Consider the following 15,051-nt stretch of genomic DNA (forward strand, 5'->3'; position numbering starts at 1 on the left):
CGCTCACCCGAGGAGCGCGGCCTCGAGGTTGGTGCGCAACCAGGCGACGTACTGCTCGGGCGCCCAGCCCCAGCCGTCGGTGAGCATGTGGTGCACCTCGGGGCTGGTGAGCGTCCAGACCAGGGCCGCCGCCTCGTCGACCTCCTGGCGCAACGGGCCGCGCGCCGCGATCCAGCGGGTGATGGTCGTCATCGCCTCGCGGCGCTGGCGCAGCTGCAGGTCGGCGCGAAGCCCGGCGAGCTCGTCGTCGACGACGGCGGCGCTGCGCAGCATGTCGTCGAGCGGGCGCACCCGCTCGAGCTGGGCGCCGACGCCGGCGGCGAAGACCTCGATCTGGCGACGCTGGTCCACCTCGTCGCGCACCAGCAGCGGCTCGGGCCGCTCGAGCAGGGCGACGTCGGCGTCGTCGCCGCCGATCCCGACGTCCATGACCTCCTTGAGCAGCCCCCGCTTGCTCTTGAAGAGGTGGAAGACCAGGTCCTCGCTGACCGCGGCGTCCTCGGCGATCCGGCGGATCGGCGCCCGGGCGTAGCCGAGCTCGAGGAAGCGGGCGGCCGCCGCGTCGAGGATGCGTCGGCGCGTCTCCCGGGCCCGCTCGTCGCGCACGGCGGAGCGGTAGGGGCGGCGTTGCTTGACAGGCTCGGTCATCGCGATCACTGTAGACACAGATTCATTCCAGTAGCACCCGAATCAATGATGGAGCCCGCCATGAGCACCGGATACGCCCTCGCCTACCGCCTCGGAGTCACCCCCTGGGAGAAGGCCGGAGCCGGTGCGGACGCGGCCTTCCAGGCGCTGCTCGACCGCGAGGAGGCGGACCGGGTGCGGCCGTGGGGCCGGGCCCTCGACCTCGGCTGCGGCACCGGCGCGCACACCCGCCAGCTCGAGGCCCGCGGCTGGGACGCGCTCGGCGTCGACAACGTGCGCCAGGCCGTCGACACCGCCGTACGCCGGGGCGGACCCGACAGCCGCTTCGTCATCGGCGACGTGGCGCACCTCAAGGGCTGCGGCGTGGGTGCCGACTTCTCGCTCTTCCTCGACGTCGGCTGCTTCCACGGCCTCAAGGACGCCCAGCGGCTCGCGATGGGCCGTGGCGTCACCTCGATCGCGGCCCCGCACGCGACGCTGCTGATGCTGGCCTTCACCCCGCACCGCAACAAGCTCCTCCCCCGCGGCGCGGACACCGCCGCCGTCACGACGGCCTACCCGGACTGGGACGTGCTGAGCGTCGACGACGCGGACACGTCGGGGATGCCCGCACCGCTGCGCAAGCACACCCCGCGCTGGTTCCGGCTCCGCCTGCGCTGAGGGCCGCCCTCGCTGCAGCGGCTCAGTCGCCGGTCCCGTAGCGCATCGCGAACCACACGTGGCCGGCGACGAGCAGCCCGAGCCCGAGCGCGAACCAGTCGTGCACGAAGGTCGCCCCGGAGCGCCACGACAGCCGCACGAGGCCGGTCCAGCCCATCAGCACCCCGGTGCCGAGCAGCACGAGCACCGACCCCACGACCAGCGCGGCGTTCAGCTTCTGGCCGGCGTTGAACCTGTCGACGGGAATGCTCCCGTCGCGCCGCCGCCGGCTGCGCAGCCACCGCCAGTCGTCGCGCGTGAGGCGCTCGAGGCGCAGCACGTCGGCGCGGTAGGCCGCCGACGCCGCACCCAGCAGCATCGGCACGGGCAGGGCCAGGCCGCTCCACACGTGGACCAGCTCGACGAGGTGGCGGTGCCCCACGAGCAGCGCTAGGGAGCCGTTGTAGAGCACGGCCGCGGTGGCCATGCAGGTGAACATCAGGACGGCCACCGCGCGGTGCACCTCGCGCTCCGCCCGGCTGAAGCGGGGCGTGCTCGGTGCGGCGGCGCTCGGGCGGGACGCGCTCACGTCTCGATCGTCCCGTCGAGGGAGTAGCCGCGGCGCTCCCAGTAGCCGGGCACGTTGGTGTCGGTCAGCTCGATGCCGGACAGCCACTTGGTGCTCTTGTAGCCGTAGAGCGAGGCGGCGTAGACCCGGACCGGGCCGCCGTGCGCGTGCGTCACGGGGGCGCCGTACATCCCCAGCGCGACGAGGACGTCGGAGCGACGGGCCTGCTCCAGCGTCATGTTCTCGGTGTAGGTGCCGTCGAAGGAGCGGAACCTGATCGCGACGGCCTCCGACGTCGGGGCCGCCGCGTCGAGCAGCACCGACAGCGGCACGCCGCTCCACGGCACGTCCGGCACCCGCCAGCCGGTGACGCACTGGAAGTCCCAGGTGTGGTCGACCTGCGGCAGCGCCCGCAGGTCGGCGAGCGAGTACGTCGTCGGGTGCTCGACCAGGCCGGTGACGGCGAGCTCGTAGGTCGACGCGTCGCGCGGCGTGACGCCGCCGGTGACGGAGTAGTAGCGGAACGCGTCGCCCAGCGGGACCAGCGACGTGAGCCCGGTGGGGTCGTGCAGCTGGACCGGCGCCAGCGCCCGGCTCAGGGCGTCGGGCACGGTGCGGCCGCCGAGCACGCCGGCCGCGCCGAGACCGAGCAGGCCGAGCACGACGCGTCGGCCGACCGGTGCGCCGCGGGGGCCCTCACCCGGAGGGTCAGGCGGGGTCGGCATCGCCGACCTCGAGCAGGACCTTGCCGACGGCCCCGCCCTCGACCGCGTCGTGCGCGGCGGCGGCGTCCGCCAGCGGGAAGTGGTGAAGCGGGACGCCGGCCTCGTCGCCGACCCGCAGGGCGCCGGCCGCCACGGCCGCGTTGATGTCCGCCGCGGCCGCGTCGACGAGGTCCCGGCCGAGCGTGTAGAGCAGGAGGAACTGGTAGCGCAGGTTCTTCGAGAAGGTCGGCCGGATCGGGATCGTGAACTCCTCGCCGCCGTTGTTCGCGTAGATCGCGATCGTGCCGCGGTTGCGGACGACCGCGAGGTCGAGCGCGTTGTTCGGGGCGGGCGCCACCTCGACGGCGATGTCGACGCCGTCCGGGGCGATCGCCAGGATCGCCTCCTCGGCGCCGCCGGCCGTGTAGTCCACGGTGTGGTGCGCGCCGGCGGCCGTCGCGAGGGCGGCCTTCTCGGAACCGCTGATCGTCGTGACCACGGTGGCACCGGACCAGCGGGCCAGCTGGATCGCGGCGTTGCCGACCGCCCCGGCTCCCCCGTGCACGAGCACGACACGGCCGTCCAGGGCGCCCGGCCCGAGGCGCGTGGGGCCGCCGTCGGACGCGGTCAGCGCCCGGTGCGCGGTCACGGCCGGCACGCCGAGGCTGGCGCCGAGGTCGAAGGACGCGTTGTCGGGCAGCGGGACGACCCGCTCGGCCAGCTGGACGGTGTGCTCGCCGGCCGAGCCGTACGCCCGGCCCGACTGCGCCAGCACCAGCCAGACCCGCTGGCCGACCTCCAGCCCCTCGACGCCCTCACCCACCGCGTCGACGACACCGGCGCCGTCCTGGCCGGGGCTGACCTCGTCGTACGCCGGCGTCGCGCCGGCACGGAACTTCCAGTCCGTGGGGTTGACCCCGGCCCGCACCACGCGGACCCGCACCTCGCCCGGACCGGGCTCGGGCAGGTCGCGCTCGACGAGCCGCAGGACGGAGGAGGGACCGGTCTCGGAGTAGACGACTGCACGCATGACGTCGACGCTACCCGGGGCCGGTCAGCCCCGCCCGGGCCCGGCCGCTCAGAGCGCGGAGGCCATCCCGGCGCACGCCTTGAGCCACTGCATCCGGGTGTTCGACGACAGCTGGGCGTAGGGCATCGCGGAGCCGGCGACCAGCGCCGGGTCGTAGGGCACGCGGTAGACCCCGCGGGTGCGCTGCTGGTAGACGTCGACCAGGTCGGCGGCCAGCTTGCTGTCCACCTGCGCGGACGGGTCCGAGAGCACCGTGACGGTCTTGTGCTTGAGGTTCTGGTAGCCCGCGTCCTGCAGCGCGTCGAGCATCCACAGGCCGCTGTAGCCGGTGTCCTCGCGCACCGTGCTGGTCACGACGAGCAGGTCGGCGGCGTCGGCGGCGGCCAGCCAGTTCTCGGCCCGCATGTTGTTGCCGGTGTCGACCAGGATGATCCGGTAGAACCGCTCGAGCAGCTTGTGCACCGCGTTGAAGTCGCCGGCGTGGATCATGCCGGTCACGTCCGGGCGCTCGTCGGAGGCGAGCACGTCGAAGTGTGCGTCGCCCTGGGAGCGCACGAACGCACCGAGGTCGCCGATGCGCGACTGGTAGACGTCGCTGAACTTCTCGAGGTCCTCGAGCAGCTCGCGGGTGGTGTTGCGGTGCGTGCTGCGGGTGCCCCGGATGCCGAGCGTGCCGCGGGTCTCGTTGTTGTCCCAGGCCACGACGCCCCCGCCGCGGACGGTGCCGAAGGTGTAGCCGGCCGCGAGCACGCCGGTGGTCTTGGCCGCGCCGCCCTTGGGGTTGATGAAGGCGATCGTGCGCGGGCCGTCGAAGTCGCGCTGGATCGTCGAGCGGTCCTGCTCGTAGGCCAGCTCGGCCGGGCCCATGCGCGGCTTGATCAGGCCGCCGCTCCAGCGGCGCACGTTGCCGCGCCAGCCCCAGGTCGCCGGGCCGGTCTCCTTGTCCTCGTCGCGCCGGTCGAGGAAGTCGGTGGCGCTCATGAAGCGCCGGACGTCGCCCTCGTCGCCCTGCTGCCCCTGCTGGTCCGCGGTCGGCACCAGGGCCGAGCCCGGCACCACGGCCGGGGACGTCGACACCGGCGGCCGCGGCGGTGCGGGCTGCTGCGCCTGCACCGGCGGCTGGGCCTGGACGGGCGGCTGGGCCGGCTGCTGGGGGTAGAGCTGCGGCACCTCGCGGGTGCCGCCGTCCTCGGGGACCGGCGGCTGGGCGGCCGGCTGGGTGGGCGGCTGCACGGGCGGCTGGGCGGCGGCCTGCGGGGCCGGCGGGGTCCAGCCGGCGGGCGGCGCGGTCGGCCGCTGCCCCGGCAGCGGGTCGGTGAGCGGGTCGCCGTACACGCGCGACTGCGGCGGACCCGAGGGCGGCTGGCCGAGGCGGGCCTGCTGGCCGGCGGCGTAGGCGTTGAGCTCCTCGGGCGTGTAGAGCCGGTCGCTCGTGTCCGAGAGGTCGTGCTCGGCACGGCCGCCCGCGGGGGCGGGGTCCTGCGGCGTCTGGCTCATCGGGGGTCCTCCGTGTGGTGCGTGACGGTGCACTCGCGGTGCAGTGCTGGTCTTCCCACTTCCGGGGCGGCCCACACGCGAACGCGGGGTCGACCTCGGGGCAGGGGCACAGGCTAGTTGGTCGGGTCAGGCGAGGTCGCGGAGCGCGGTCAGGATCGCGCTGTGCAGGGTGGGGAACGCGTAGTGCATCTCGAGCAGCACCGCGACCGGCACCTCGGCGTGCACGGCGGTCGTCAGCAGGCCGACGATCTCGCCGGCGTACGGCGCCACGACCGTGGCCCCGACGAGGATCCCCCGGTCGGCGTCCGCGACCACCTTGACCACGCCCTCCGCGCCGTGGATCCAGCCGCGGCTGGAGTCCGAGACGTCGGAGGTGCCGGTGAGCACCCGGATCCCCGCCTCGCGGGCCTGCTCTTCGGTGAGGCCCACGCCCCCGACCTCGGGGTCGGTGAAGGTCACCCGGGCGACCGCCCGGTAGTCCGCCCACGGGCCGTCCTCGCCGAGCAGGTCGCGGCAGGCGATCCGGGCCTGGTAGGTCGCGACGTGCGTGTAGGCACCCTCGCCGGTGATGTCGCCGAGCGCCCAGAGCCGCTCCCCGGCCCGCATCCGCTCGTCGGTCGCGAGCCGGTCGGCGTCCTCGTCGAGGCCGAGGGTGTCGAGGCCGATGCCGGTGAGGTTGAGGTGCCGGCCCGCGGCGACCAGGACCTGCTCGGCGGTCAGCGTCTCGTCGTCCAGGCGGACGTGGAAGCCGTCGTCGTCGTGGTCGACGCGGCCGACCTCGACCCCGGTGCGCACGGTCACGCCCTCGGCCTCGAGCACCGACCGCACGACGCGGGCGGCCTCCGGCTCGTCCTTGCCGAGCAGCTGGTCGAGCGTCTCGACCAGCGTGACGTCGACGCCGAAGCGCGCGAACACCTGGGCGAGCTCGGCGCCGATCGGCCCACCACCGACCACGACCAGGCTCGCCGGCAGGTCGGTGACAGCGACGACCTCGCGGTTCGTCCAGTACGGCGTGTCCGCCAGCCCGTCGATCGGCAGCACGGCCGGCGCGGTCCCGGTGCCGAGCACGACGCCGCGCCGGGCGACGTACGTCGTGGTGGCGCCGTGCGACGCGACGAGCACCCGTCCGGGTCCGTCGAGCCGGCCGCGGCCGTGCACGACCGTGGCACCGGCCTTCTCCAGGTCGGCGACGTGGTCGTCGTCGGTCCAGTCCGCCGTGACCTCGCGGATCCGGGCCGCGACCGGCGCCCAGTCGGGGCGCACGTCGGCCGCCCCGGCGAACCGCGGCACGCGGCGGGCCTCGGCGAGCACGTCGGAGGCGCGGATCATCAGCTTCGAGGGCGTGCAGCCGTAGAACGGGCACTCGCCCCCGACCAGGTTCTCCTCGATCCCGACCACGTCGAGACCCGCCTCGGCGAGGGTGCGGACGGCCGCGGAGCCACCCGGTCCCAGTCCGATGACCACGACGTCGACCTCGCGCTGGTTCGTCATGCCCGCCAGCCTGTCATCCCCCCGGTGACGGCGAGGGCCGCGTCAGCGCGCCATGTAGCGGGCGCGGGCGAAGCAGAACAGCCCGTAGCACCCGATGCCGATGCCCATCAGGATCAGCAGCACCTGGCCGAACGGCTGCTGCAGGACCTTGTGCAGCGCCGTGTCCAGCCCACCGGACTTGCCGGCCTCGTGCGTGATGCCGGCGTAGGCGAACAGGCCGCCGACGATCACGGTGGCGATGCCCTTGGCCATGTAGCCGGCCTTGCCGAACCAGATGTACGCCGTGCCGGCGTCGCCGCTGGTGCCCTCGGCGGTGAGGTTCTCGCGGAACTTCTCGGTCCAGGCGCGGACCATCAGGCTGATGCCGTAGCCGATGATCGCGAGGCCGACGACGGTGATGATGAACTGGCCACCGGGCCAGTTCATGACCGTCGCGGTGGTGTCCCCGGAGCTGCCCTTCTTCTTGCCGCCGCCGCCGCTGCCGACCGCGATCTTGAGCGCGCTGAACGCGATGGCACCGTAGATGACGGCCTTGCCGACGTCGACGGCCTTCTTGCGCGCCTTCTTGCCGCCGTCCTCCTCCTGGTGGCCCAGCGCCGCGTCGAGCAGCTTCCAGATCACCAGCAGGACCATCCCGAGCGCGACCAGCCACACCAGGAGCTTGCCGAAGCCCTGCTGCGCCAGCTGGTGCAGCGCTCCCGTGCTGCTCGCCTTGCCGGAGCTCTCGCCCAGGGCCAGCTGGATCGCCAGCCAGGCGATCACGAGGTGCACGACGCCGTACACGACCATGCCGAAGCGGATCCCCCGGTCGACCCACTCGTTGTTCTGCGCGCGTCGGCCCGCGGCCTCGGCGCTGCTCTTCATGTCTCCCATGCCGCTGACCCTAAGGCGTCCGGGGTCGGCGGTGCGTCAGGCGAGCTCGCCCAGCGCCGTCTCGATCGCGCGGTGGAAGGTCGGGTAGGCGTAGATCATCGAGCGCAGCGTGTCGGTCGGCACCGCGGCGTGCACGGCCACCGCGAGGAAGCCGAGGATCTCGCCGCCGGCCGGTCCGACCGCGGTCGCGCCCACGAGCACCCCGCGGTCGGCGTCCTCGACCACCTTGACCAGGCCCGTGGCCCCCGGTCCGTGGGTGAAGCCGCGCGACGACTGCTCCAGGGGCGTGCTCCCGACCCGGACGGTCAGTCCGGCGTCGCGGGCCTGCTGCTCGGTCATGCCGACGCCGCCGACCTCGGGATCGGTGAAGGTGGCGTGCGGGACGGCGTGGTATGCAGCCGGCGGGCCGTCCTGGCCGAGGACGTCGCGCAGCGCGATCGCCGACTGGTACATCGACACGTGGGTGAAGGCGCCCTTGCCGGTCACGTCGCCGATCGCCCAGAGCCTGTCCCCCGCACGCATCCGCTCGTCGACCTCGACGGTGCGGGCGGTCGGGTCGAGGCCGACCGTCTCGAGGCCGACGTCGTCGAGGTTCGGGGTGCGGCCCGCGGCGACGAGCAGCTTGTCGGCGACCACCTGCTGGTCGCCGTCGTCCCCGTCGAGGGTCAGCGTGAAGGCGCCGTCGGCGTAGGAGACCGCGCTCAGCTCGACCCCGGTCAGCACCCGGATCCCCTCGTGGGCGAACACGTCGGCGAGCAGCGCCGAGGCCTCGGGCTCGTTGGCGGGGATCAGCCGCGGCCCGTGCTGGACGACGGTCACCCGGACGCCGAAGCGCGCGAAGACCTGGGCCAGCTCGCAGCCGATCGGGCCGCCCCCGACGACCGCCAGGGAGCCGGGCAGCTCGGTGACGCGGACCGCGTCGCGGTTGGTCCAGTACGGCGTGTCCGCGAGCCCGTCGACCGGGAGCTGCGCCGGGCGGGTGCCCGGGTTGAGCACGACGCCGCGGCGGGCGGCGTACGTCGTGGTGGTGCCGTCCGGGAGCTCGACCGCGACCCGGCCGGTGCGGGCGAGGCGCGCGACGCCGTGGTGCACGGTCGCGCCGGCGTCCGCGAGCCGGTCGACCGCGATGGTGTCGTCCCAGCCGGTCGTGGCCTCCTCGTCGATGCGCTTCGCGACCGGCGCCCACGACGGGGTGACCGTCACGTCCCCGGCGAGCTGCGCGACGCGACCGGCCTCGGCCAGGGCGTCGGCGGCGCGCACCATCATCTTCGAGGGGATGCAGCCGTAGTACGGGCACTCACCGCCGACGAGGTGCTTGTCGACGACGACCACCTCGAGCCCCGCCTTCGCTGCTCCCGTGGCCAGGGCCTCGCCCCCGGGTCCTGCGCCGATCACGACCAGGTCGACCTCGATGTCCTCGCTCATGGCCCCAGCATGGCCGAGGGGTCAAGCGCGTGGTGCCGCCGGCGTACGTCTCAGGCGGTGTGCGTGGCCTTGTCGCGCTGCACGGCGCCGAGGACGCCGTTGACGAAGGCCGGCGACTCGTCGGTCGACAGCTCGCGCACGAGCGTCATCGCCTCGCTGACGGCGACGGCGTCCGGGACGTCGTCGGCGTACAGCAGCTCGTAGACGCCGAGCCGCAGCACGTTGCGGTCCACGGCCGGCATCCGCTCGAGCGTCCAGCCCTCGGAGAACGAGCGCAGCAGCTCGTCGATGCGGGCCTGGTGCTCGACGACGCCGCGCACCAGCACGGCGGTGTAGTCGTGGGTCGGTCCCTCACCGTCGGCGATGGCGCGGTCGAGCGCGACGACCGCGCTCTCCGAGCGGAGCTCGGAGGCGAAGAGGACGTCGAGGGCGCGCTTGCGGGCCTTGGTGCGAGCACTCATCAGGACTTGACGCGGCCCATGTAGGACGAGTCGCGCGTGTCGACCTTGACCTTCTCGCCCTGGTTGATGAACAGCGGCACCTGGATCTCGTGACCGGTCTCCAGGGTGGCCGGCTTGGTGCGGCCGGTGGCCGAGTCGCCGGCCAGGCCGGGCTCGGTGAAGGTGATGACCAGCTCGACCGAGGCGGGCAGCTCGACGAAGAGCACCCGGCCCTCGTTGGTCGCGACCACGACCTCCTGGTTCTCGAGGAGGAAGTTGGCGTTGCCGCCGAGGATCTCGGGGGTCACCTCGAGCTGCTCGTAGCTCTGCACGTCCATGAAGACGTACGACGAGCCGTCGTTGTAGAGGTACTGCATCGAGCGACGGTCGACCGTGGCGGTCTCGACCTTGGTGCCGGCGTTGAAGGTCTTGTCGACGGTCTTGTTCGACTCGACGTTCTTCAGCTTGGTGCGCACGAACGCGGGGCCCTTGCCCGGCTTCACGTGCTGGAACTCCACGACGGCCCAGAGCTGACCGTCGATGTTGAGAACCATGCCGTTCTTGAGGTCGTTGGTCGATGCCATGCGCGCGTGTCAGCCTTCGTGTCGTCAGATCGGGGACGTCGCCCCAGGACCTCGCTACGGGGTCCGGGCAACAGCCGCCGAGTCTATCGCCAGACTCACTCAAACTCCCAGACGACCTGCACCGTCACGCCCAGGTCGTCCTTGCCCGCCCGGATCGGCACCGGCAGCGCCGCCGCGGCCCGGTCCATCAGGCCGTTGAGCTCGTAGGTGTTCGTGAGCGCCGAGCGGTTGCTCGTGGTGACCTCCTTGAGGGTCAGCACGTCCCCGAGGTCCTGGCCGGCGGCGGCGGCGTACTGCTCGGCCTTGGCGGTCGCCGCCTTCACCGCGGCGGCCCGGGCCTTCGCCATCACCGCGTCGGGGTCGCCGACCTGCAGCCGGATGTCGTTGACCCGCACCGCGTTGCCGCCCGCCGCGACGGCGGCGCTGACCGCCTTGCCGCCCTGCTTCAGGTCCTTCACGAGCACCCGCGCCCGCTGGTTGACCTTGTAGCCGCGGAGCGTGGGCGGGCCGTAGGAGTGGTAGTCGTAGACCGGGTACATCGACAGTCCCGTCGTCTGCACGTCGGCCTTCGCCACGCCGTACGCCGTCAGCGAGCCGAGCACGCGGTCCATGGTCCGGCTGGCGTCGGCCAGCGCCGTCTCGAGGTCGTCGCGCGTGGCGCCCACCGCCAGCGCGAAGCTCAGCTCGTCCGGCACCGCGCTGGCCTCGCCCTTGCCGACCATCGTCAGCGTCCGGGCCTGAGCCGCGGTCGTGCCCGCGGCGGCCGGTGCCGCGAGCGGCTGCCCCGCCGCCTGCGCCGGCGCGGCTCCCCCGTCGTTCCCCAGCAGGTAGGCGACCACCAATGCCAGGAGCACCAGACCCGCCAGCAGCACGCTCTTCACGCTCACCGTCATCGTCGAGTTCATGGGGCTGGGACGGCCGCCGTCGCCGGCGGGTTCCGCCGAGTCGGCGCATCTGCAGACGCGGGAGGGTCCTCAGCGGGGCTCGCACACGCAGAGCTGGAGCGGCGAGGCTCCGTCGAACGGCGTGCCCGACCAGTCGCCGTACCTGCTGACGAGCCGCAGGCCGCCGAGCTCCAGCAGCAGCGGCAGCTCCTGCGGGAAGATGCTCCGGAGCTCCAGAGGGGCGACCACGACCGCCGGGTCGGTGTCGGTCGACAGGTGCCAGGTGCCGCGCGTCACTTGGGCGAGCGCGTCGTACGTCTCCGCCACCTCGACCCGCACCCGGCCCAGGTCCGGGTCGGTGAACGAGAGCGACTCCCGGTTGCGACGCACGCCGTCGGCCTCCGCCAGCATCCGCACGCTCGGGTTGAACACGTCGAGGACGAGGCGTCCCCCGGGTGCGAGGTGGCGCCGGACGGACGCGAGGCAGCTCACGAGGTCGTCAGCCTCGAGCAGGTGCAGCAGGGAGTTGGCCGCGATGACCACGAGGTCGAACGTGCGGCCCAGGTCGAAGGCCGTCATGTCCCCCTGCACCCACTCGAGCACGACACCGTGCTCGTCCGCCTTGCGACGGGCCTCGGCCAGCATCGACGCGGACAGGTCCAGGCCCACGCACGAGCTCCCGTCGGCGGCGATGGGGATCAGCTTGTGCCCGGTGCCGCAGCCGAGCTCGAGCACCCGGCCTCCCGACCCGGCCGCCTGGGCGCGATAGAACTCCACCGAGGCACCGCCGCCCGGGAACATCAGGTCGTAGAGCCGCGCCTCTGCGTAGAACGCTTCCTCCACCACGACGTGTGCTCCTGTTCGACGGCTCCGCAGGCAGGCTCCTGCACCAGGACTACATCACGGGCTGGGGTGCGGCGCCGGCACGACGCACGCGACCCCGAGTCGGCGCGTCTGCAGACGCCAGTTTCTGCAGATGCGCCGACTCGGCGGTCCTGGGAGCTGCAGATGCGCCGACTCGGCGGGCTCAGGAGCGGGCGACGACCTCGAGGGCCAGGCGGTAGCCCTCGACGCCGTGCCCGGCGATCACCTCGACGGCGTGCGGGGTGACCACCGAGGTGTGGCGGAACTCCTCGGGCCGCTGGAGCGGCTCGGAGAGGTGCACCTCGACGAGCGGGGCGACGAGCTGGGAGCAGGCGTCGTACAGCGCGTAGGAGTAGTGGGTCCAGGCGCCGGCGTTGAGGACGACCGGGACGACGTCGTCGGCGGCGGCGTTGAGCCAGTCGAGCAGGTCGCCCTCGTGGTTGGTCTGGCGCACCTCGACCTCGAGCCCGAGGTCGGCGCCCCAGGTGACGCACCGGTGCGCGAGCTCGGCGTGGGTGGTGGTGCCGTAGATCTCGGGCTGGCGGCGGCCGAGGCGACCGAGGTTCGGCCCGTTGAGCACCAGCACCCGCCGCGGCGTGCTCACGCGCGCCCGCCCACGAGGACGTCGAAGGCGCTGCGGAGGTCGACCTCCGACGGCCCGGCGAGCACGGTCGGCACCGCGAGGTCGGAGAGCACGACGAAGCGCAGCTGCGAGCCGCGGGTCTTCTTGTCCACCTTCATGGCGGCGTGCAGCTCGTCGAAGGAGGCGCCGTCGTACGTCGTGGGCAGGCCGACCCGCGCGAACGCCGCGTGGTGCCGCGCGACGATCTGGGGCGCGAGGGTGCCGGCCCGGCTGGCCAGCTCGGCGACATAGACGCAGCCGAGCGCCACCGCCTCGCCGTGCCGGATGCCGTAGTTCTCGGCGCGCTCGATCGCGTGCGCCATCGTGTGGCCGTAGTTGAGGACCTCGCGTCCGGGGTGGCCGCCGAAGCCGCCGGTCTCCTTGAGGTCGGCCACCACGACGTCGATCTTGACGCGGATCGCGCGCTCCACGAGCTCGCGCAGGACGGGCGAGTCCGCGGTCAGCGTCTCGGGATCGGTGGTCTCGACCAGCTCGAGGATCCGGGGGTCGGCGATGAAGCCGCACTTGACCACCTCGCCGAGCCCGGCGACGAGCTCGGGGCGCGGCAGCGTGGCCAGCGTGGCGAGGTCACAGAGCACGCCGGCGGGCTCGTGGAAGGAGCCGACCAGGTTCTTGCCGCTGCGCGTGTTGACGCCGGTCTTGCCGCCCACGGCCGCGTCGACCATGGCCAGCAGCGTGGTCGGCACGTGCACGACCCGGACGCCGCGCAGCCAGGTCGCGGCGACGAACCCGCCGAGGTCGGTGGTGGCGCCGCCGCCGAAGGTCACGATCGCGTCGGAGCGGGTGAATCCCGCCTCGCCGAGCGCGTCCCAGCACGCCACGGCCACCGCGGCGCCCTTGGCGCGCTCCCCGTCGGGGATGGGCAGCACCATGACGTCGTACGCCGCCGCGAGCGAGTCCAGGACGGGTCGGACCAGGTCGCCGAGCGCGTCGGAGAAGACCACGGCGACCCGCTGGACGCCGACGCCGAGCATGCCGGGCAGCCGCTCGGCGAGGTCGCTGCCGACCACGACGTCGTACGGCGACGCTCCGCCCACCGAGAGCACGGTGTCGTTCATGCGAGCCCCTCCCTGATCTCCCTCGCGACATCCTCGGGGGTGCGCCCATCGGTGTCCACGACCAGCATGGCGACCGAGGCGTACACCGGGGCGCGTTCGTCGAGAAGGGCCTTGATCCGGGAGCGGACGTTGCCCAGCAGCAGGGGCCGGCCGGTGCCGAGGCCGACCCGCTTCACCGCGTCGGCGAGCCCGACGCGGAGGAAGACCACGCGGTGCCCGGCGAGCAGCGCCCGGGTGTCGGGGTCGAGCACGGCGCCGCCGCCGAGCGACAGCACGCCGTCGTGCTCGGCCAGGGCCGCGGCGACCGCGGCCTTCTCGAGCGACCGGAAGTGCGCCTCGCCGGGGTCGAGGAAGATGTCGGCGATCTCCCGGCCCTCGGCGGCGACGATGTCGGCGTCGGTGTCGCGGGCGGCCACGCCCCACTCACGGGCCAGCAGGCCGGCCACCGTGGACTTGCCGGCTCCCGGCGCTCCGACGAGGACGGCGCGCGGGGCGCCGGTCACCGGAACCTCAGCGTGTCCAGGTAGCTCTGGTGGTTGCGGCGGGTCTCGGCCACGGAGTCGCCGCCGAACTTCTCCAGCACGGCGTCGGCCAGCACCAGCGCGACCATCGCCTCGGCGACGATGCCGGCGGCGGGAACCGCGCAGACGTCGGAGCGCTGGTGGTTCGCGACGGCTTCCTCACCGGTCGCGACGTCGACGGTGCGGAGCGCCCGCGGGACGGTCGCGATCGGCTTCATCGCGGCCCGCACGCGCAGCACCTCACCGGTGGTCATGCCGCCCTCGGTGCCGCCGGAGCGGCCGCTGACCCGACGGATGCCGTCGGCGGTGGGGACGATCTCGTCGTGCGCCTTCGAGCCGGGGGTGGCCGCGAGCTCGAAGCCGTCGCCGACCTCGACGCCCTTGATCGCCTGGATGCCCATCAGGGCGCCGGCCAGCCGCGAGTCGAGGCGGCGGTCCCAGTGCACGTGCGAGCCGAGGCCCGGCGGCAGGCCGTGGACGACGACCTCGACGACGCCGCCGAGGGTGTCGCCGTCGGTGTGCGCCTGGTCGATCGCGGCGACCATCGCGGCCGCGGCGTCGCGGTCCAGGCAGCGGACCGGGTCCTCGTCGAGGCGGGCCACGTCGTCGGGCTCGGGCCACAGGCCGGCCGGGGCGCGGACGCCGCCGAGCTCGATCACGTGCGACACGATCCGGGCGCCGACGGCCTGCTCGAGGAAGTTGCTGGCCACACGGCCGAGCGCCACGCGTGCGGCGGTCTCGCGGGCGGAAGCGCGCTCGAGGACCGGGCGGGCCTCCTGGAAGTCGTACTTCTGCATGCCGGCCAGGTCGGCGTGGCCGGGGCGCGGACGGGTCAGGGCGGCGTTGCGGGCCAGCGCCTCGAGCTCGACCGGGTCCACGGGGTCGGCCGACATGACCTTCTCCCACTTGGGCCACTCGGTGTTGCCAACCTCGATCGCCACCGGACCACCCATGGTCCGGCCGTGGCGGATGCCGCCGGTGAGGGTGACCTCGTCCTGCTCGAACTTCATCCGGGCGCCGCGGCCGTAGCCGAGGCGGCGCCGCGCGAGCGACTCCTGGATGTCGGCGGTCGTCACCTCGACGTGGGCCGGGAGCCCCTCGAGGATCGCGACCAGGGACGGGCCGTGGGACTCGCCCGCGGTGAGCCAACGCAGCATGCGGTCAGTCTTTCACGGGTGGCGG

17 protein-coding genes are annotated in these 15,051 nt (G+C 73.6%); 1 reads left to right on the forward strand and 16 read right to left on the reverse strand.

All coding sequences use genetic code 11. From position 1 onward, the window contains the following. Nucleotides 1–3 precede the first annotated feature (3 nt). A complete protein-coding gene (locus H5V45_RS19300) occupies nt 4–648 on the reverse strand; it encodes a TetR/AcrR family transcriptional regulator (RefSeq protein WP_185254804.1) in 645 nt (214 codons plus the stop codon). 60 nt (nt 649–708) lie between these two features. Here H5V45_RS19300 and H5V45_RS19305 point away from each other — a divergent pair, with 60 nt between their 5' ends. Beyond that, on the forward strand, nt 709–1,308 hold the full coding sequence (locus H5V45_RS19305; RefSeq protein ID WP_185254805.1) for a class I SAM-dependent methyltransferase: 600 nt from the start codon (nt 709–711) through the stop codon (nt 1,306–1,308). 22 nt (nt 1,309–1,330) lie between these two features. Here H5V45_RS19305 and H5V45_RS19310 read toward each other — a convergent pair whose 3' ends face one another. From H5V45_RS19310 to aroC, 15 genes are all read right to left on the reverse strand, one after another. After that, a complete protein-coding gene (locus H5V45_RS19310; RefSeq protein WP_185254806.1) occupies nt 1,331–1,876 on the reverse strand; it encodes a cytochrome b/b6 domain-containing protein in 546 nt (181 codons plus the stop codon). Beyond that, complete coding sequence (locus H5V45_RS19315) at nt 1,873–2,580, reverse strand: molybdopterin-dependent oxidoreductase (RefSeq protein WP_185254807.1); 708 nt, start codon at nt 2,578–2,580, stop codon at nt 1,873–1,875. The genes H5V45_RS19310 and H5V45_RS19315 overlap by 4 nt, the downstream gene beginning before the upstream one ends. Further along, nucleotides 2,564–3,589 (reverse strand): NADPH:quinone reductase, encoded by a 1,026-nt coding sequence (locus H5V45_RS19320; RefSeq protein ID WP_185254808.1) that lies wholly within the window; start codon nt 3,587–3,589, stop codon nt 2,564–2,566. The genes H5V45_RS19315 and H5V45_RS19320 overlap by 17 nt, the downstream gene beginning before the upstream one ends. 48 nt (nt 3,590–3,637) lie before the next feature. Further along, nucleotides 3,638–5,086 carry a MinD/ParA family ATP-binding protein gene (locus H5V45_RS19325; RefSeq protein ID WP_185254809.1) on the reverse strand — a complete coding sequence of 483 codons (1,449 nt, stop codon included), beginning with the start codon at nt 5,084–5,086 and terminating at the stop codon, nt 3,638–3,640. 126 nt (nt 5,087–5,212) lie between these two features. Beyond that, the gene (locus tag H5V45_RS19330; RefSeq protein WP_185254810.1) at nt 5,213–6,577 is read right to left on the reverse strand and encodes a dihydrolipoyl dehydrogenase family protein; all 1,365 of its coding nucleotides are present in this window, start codon (nt 6,575–6,577) and stop codon (nt 5,213–5,215) included. Nucleotides 6,578–6,619: 42 nt separating this feature from the next. Further along, entirely contained in the window at nt 6,620–7,450 is an 831-nt protein-coding gene (locus H5V45_RS19335; protein ID WP_185254811.1) for a DUF1206 domain-containing protein, read from the reverse strand. A 36-nt stretch (nt 7,451–7,486) separates the two neighbouring features. Continuing rightward, entirely contained in the window at nt 7,487–8,875 is a 1,389-nt protein-coding gene (locus H5V45_RS19340) for a dihydrolipoyl dehydrogenase family protein (protein WP_185254812.1), read from the reverse strand. Nucleotides 8,876–8,925: 50 nt separating this feature from the next. After that, complete coding sequence (gene nusB / locus H5V45_RS19345; protein ID WP_185254813.1) at nt 8,926–9,336, reverse strand: transcription antitermination factor NusB; 411 nt, start codon at nt 9,334–9,336, stop codon at nt 8,926–8,928. Beyond that, entirely contained in the window at nt 9,336–9,899 is a 564-nt protein-coding gene (gene efp / locus H5V45_RS19350) for an elongation factor P (RefSeq protein ID WP_185254814.1), read from the reverse strand. The genes nusB and efp overlap by 1 nt, the downstream gene beginning before the upstream one ends. A gap of 95 nt (nt 9,900–9,994) precedes the next feature. Further along, on the reverse strand, nt 9,995–10,786 hold the full coding sequence (locus H5V45_RS19355; protein ID WP_185254815.1) for an SIMPL domain-containing protein: 792 nt from the start codon (nt 10,784–10,786) through the stop codon (nt 9,995–9,997). 87 nt (nt 10,787–10,873) lie between these two features. Next, on the reverse strand, nt 10,874–11,629 hold the full coding sequence (locus tag H5V45_RS19360) for a class I SAM-dependent methyltransferase (RefSeq protein WP_221634656.1): 756 nt from the start codon (nt 11,627–11,629) through the stop codon (nt 10,874–10,876). A 181-nt stretch (nt 11,630–11,810) separates the two neighbouring features. Beyond that, nucleotides 11,811–12,251: a type II 3-dehydroquinate dehydratase gene (locus H5V45_RS19365; RefSeq protein ID WP_185254816.1), complete on the reverse strand. Its 441-nt coding sequence runs from the start codon at nt 12,249–12,251 to the stop codon at nt 11,811–11,813. Then, a complete protein-coding gene (gene aroB, locus H5V45_RS19370) occupies nt 12,248–13,348 on the reverse strand; it encodes a 3-dehydroquinate synthase (protein ID WP_185254817.1) in 1,101 nt (366 codons plus the stop codon). The genes H5V45_RS19365 and aroB overlap by 4 nt, the downstream gene beginning before the upstream one ends. Further along, the gene (locus H5V45_RS19375) at nt 13,345–13,851 is read right to left on the reverse strand and encodes a shikimate kinase (protein WP_185254818.1); all 507 of its coding nucleotides are present in this window, start codon (nt 13,849–13,851) and stop codon (nt 13,345–13,347) included. Before H5V45_RS19375 ends, aroB begins: the two co-directional genes overlap by 4 nt. Further along, nucleotides 13,848–15,026, reverse strand: coding sequence for a chorismate synthase (gene aroC / locus H5V45_RS19380; RefSeq protein ID WP_185254819.1), 1,179 nt, complete (start codon nt 15,024–15,026; stop codon nt 13,848–13,850). Before aroC ends, H5V45_RS19375 begins: the two co-directional genes overlap by 4 nt. Between the last annotated feature and the right edge of the window lie 25 nt (nt 15,027–15,051).

This window comes from Nocardioides luti (assembly GCF_014212315.1).
Lineage (GTDB): Bacteria > Actinomycetota > Actinomycetes > Propionibacteriales > Nocardioidaceae > Nocardioides > Nocardioides luti.

Coding starts and splice junctions, on each gene's coding strand:
- H5V45_RS19300 (WP_185254804.1), bottom strand. CDS start 648: ATGACCGAGCCTGTCAAGCAACGCCGCCCCTACCGCTCCGCCGTGCGC.
- H5V45_RS19305 (WP_185254805.1), top strand. CDS start 709: ATGAGCACCGGATACGCCCTCGCCTACCGCCTCGGAGTCACCCCCTGG.
- H5V45_RS19315 (WP_185254807.1), bottom strand. CDS start 2,580: ATGCCGACCCCGCCTGACCCTCCGGGTGAGGGCCCCCGCGGCGCACCG.
- H5V45_RS19320 (WP_185254808.1), bottom strand. CDS start 3,589: ATGCGTGCAGTCGTCTACTCCGAGACCGGTCCCTCCTCCGTCCTGCGG.
- H5V45_RS19325 (WP_185254809.1), bottom strand. CDS start 5,086: ATGAGCCAGACGCCGCAGGACCCCGCCCCCGCGGGCGGCCGTGCCGAG.
- H5V45_RS19330 (WP_185254810.1), bottom strand. CDS start 6,577: ATGACGAACCAGCGCGAGGTCGACGTCGTGGTCATCGGACTGGGACCG.
- H5V45_RS19335 (WP_185254811.1), bottom strand. CDS start 7,450: ATGGGAGACATGAAGAGCAGCGCCGAGGCCGCGGGCCGACGCGCGCAG.
- H5V45_RS19340 (WP_185254812.1), bottom strand. CDS start 8,875: ATGAGCGAGGACATCGAGGTCGACCTGGTCGTGATCGGCGCAGGACCC.
- nusB (WP_185254813.1), bottom strand. CDS start 9,336: ATGAGTGCTCGCACCAAGGCCCGCAAGCGCGCCCTCGACGTCCTCTTC.
- efp (WP_185254814.1), bottom strand. CDS start 9,899: ATGGCATCGACCAACGACCTCAAGAACGGCATGGTTCTCAACATCGAC.
- aroB (WP_185254817.1), bottom strand. CDS start 13,348: ATGAACGACACCGTGCTCTCGGTGGGCGGAGCGTCGCCGTACGACGTC.
- aroC (WP_185254819.1), bottom strand. CDS start 15,026: ATGCTGCGTTGGCTCACCGCGGGCGAGTCCCACGGCCCGTCCCTGGTC.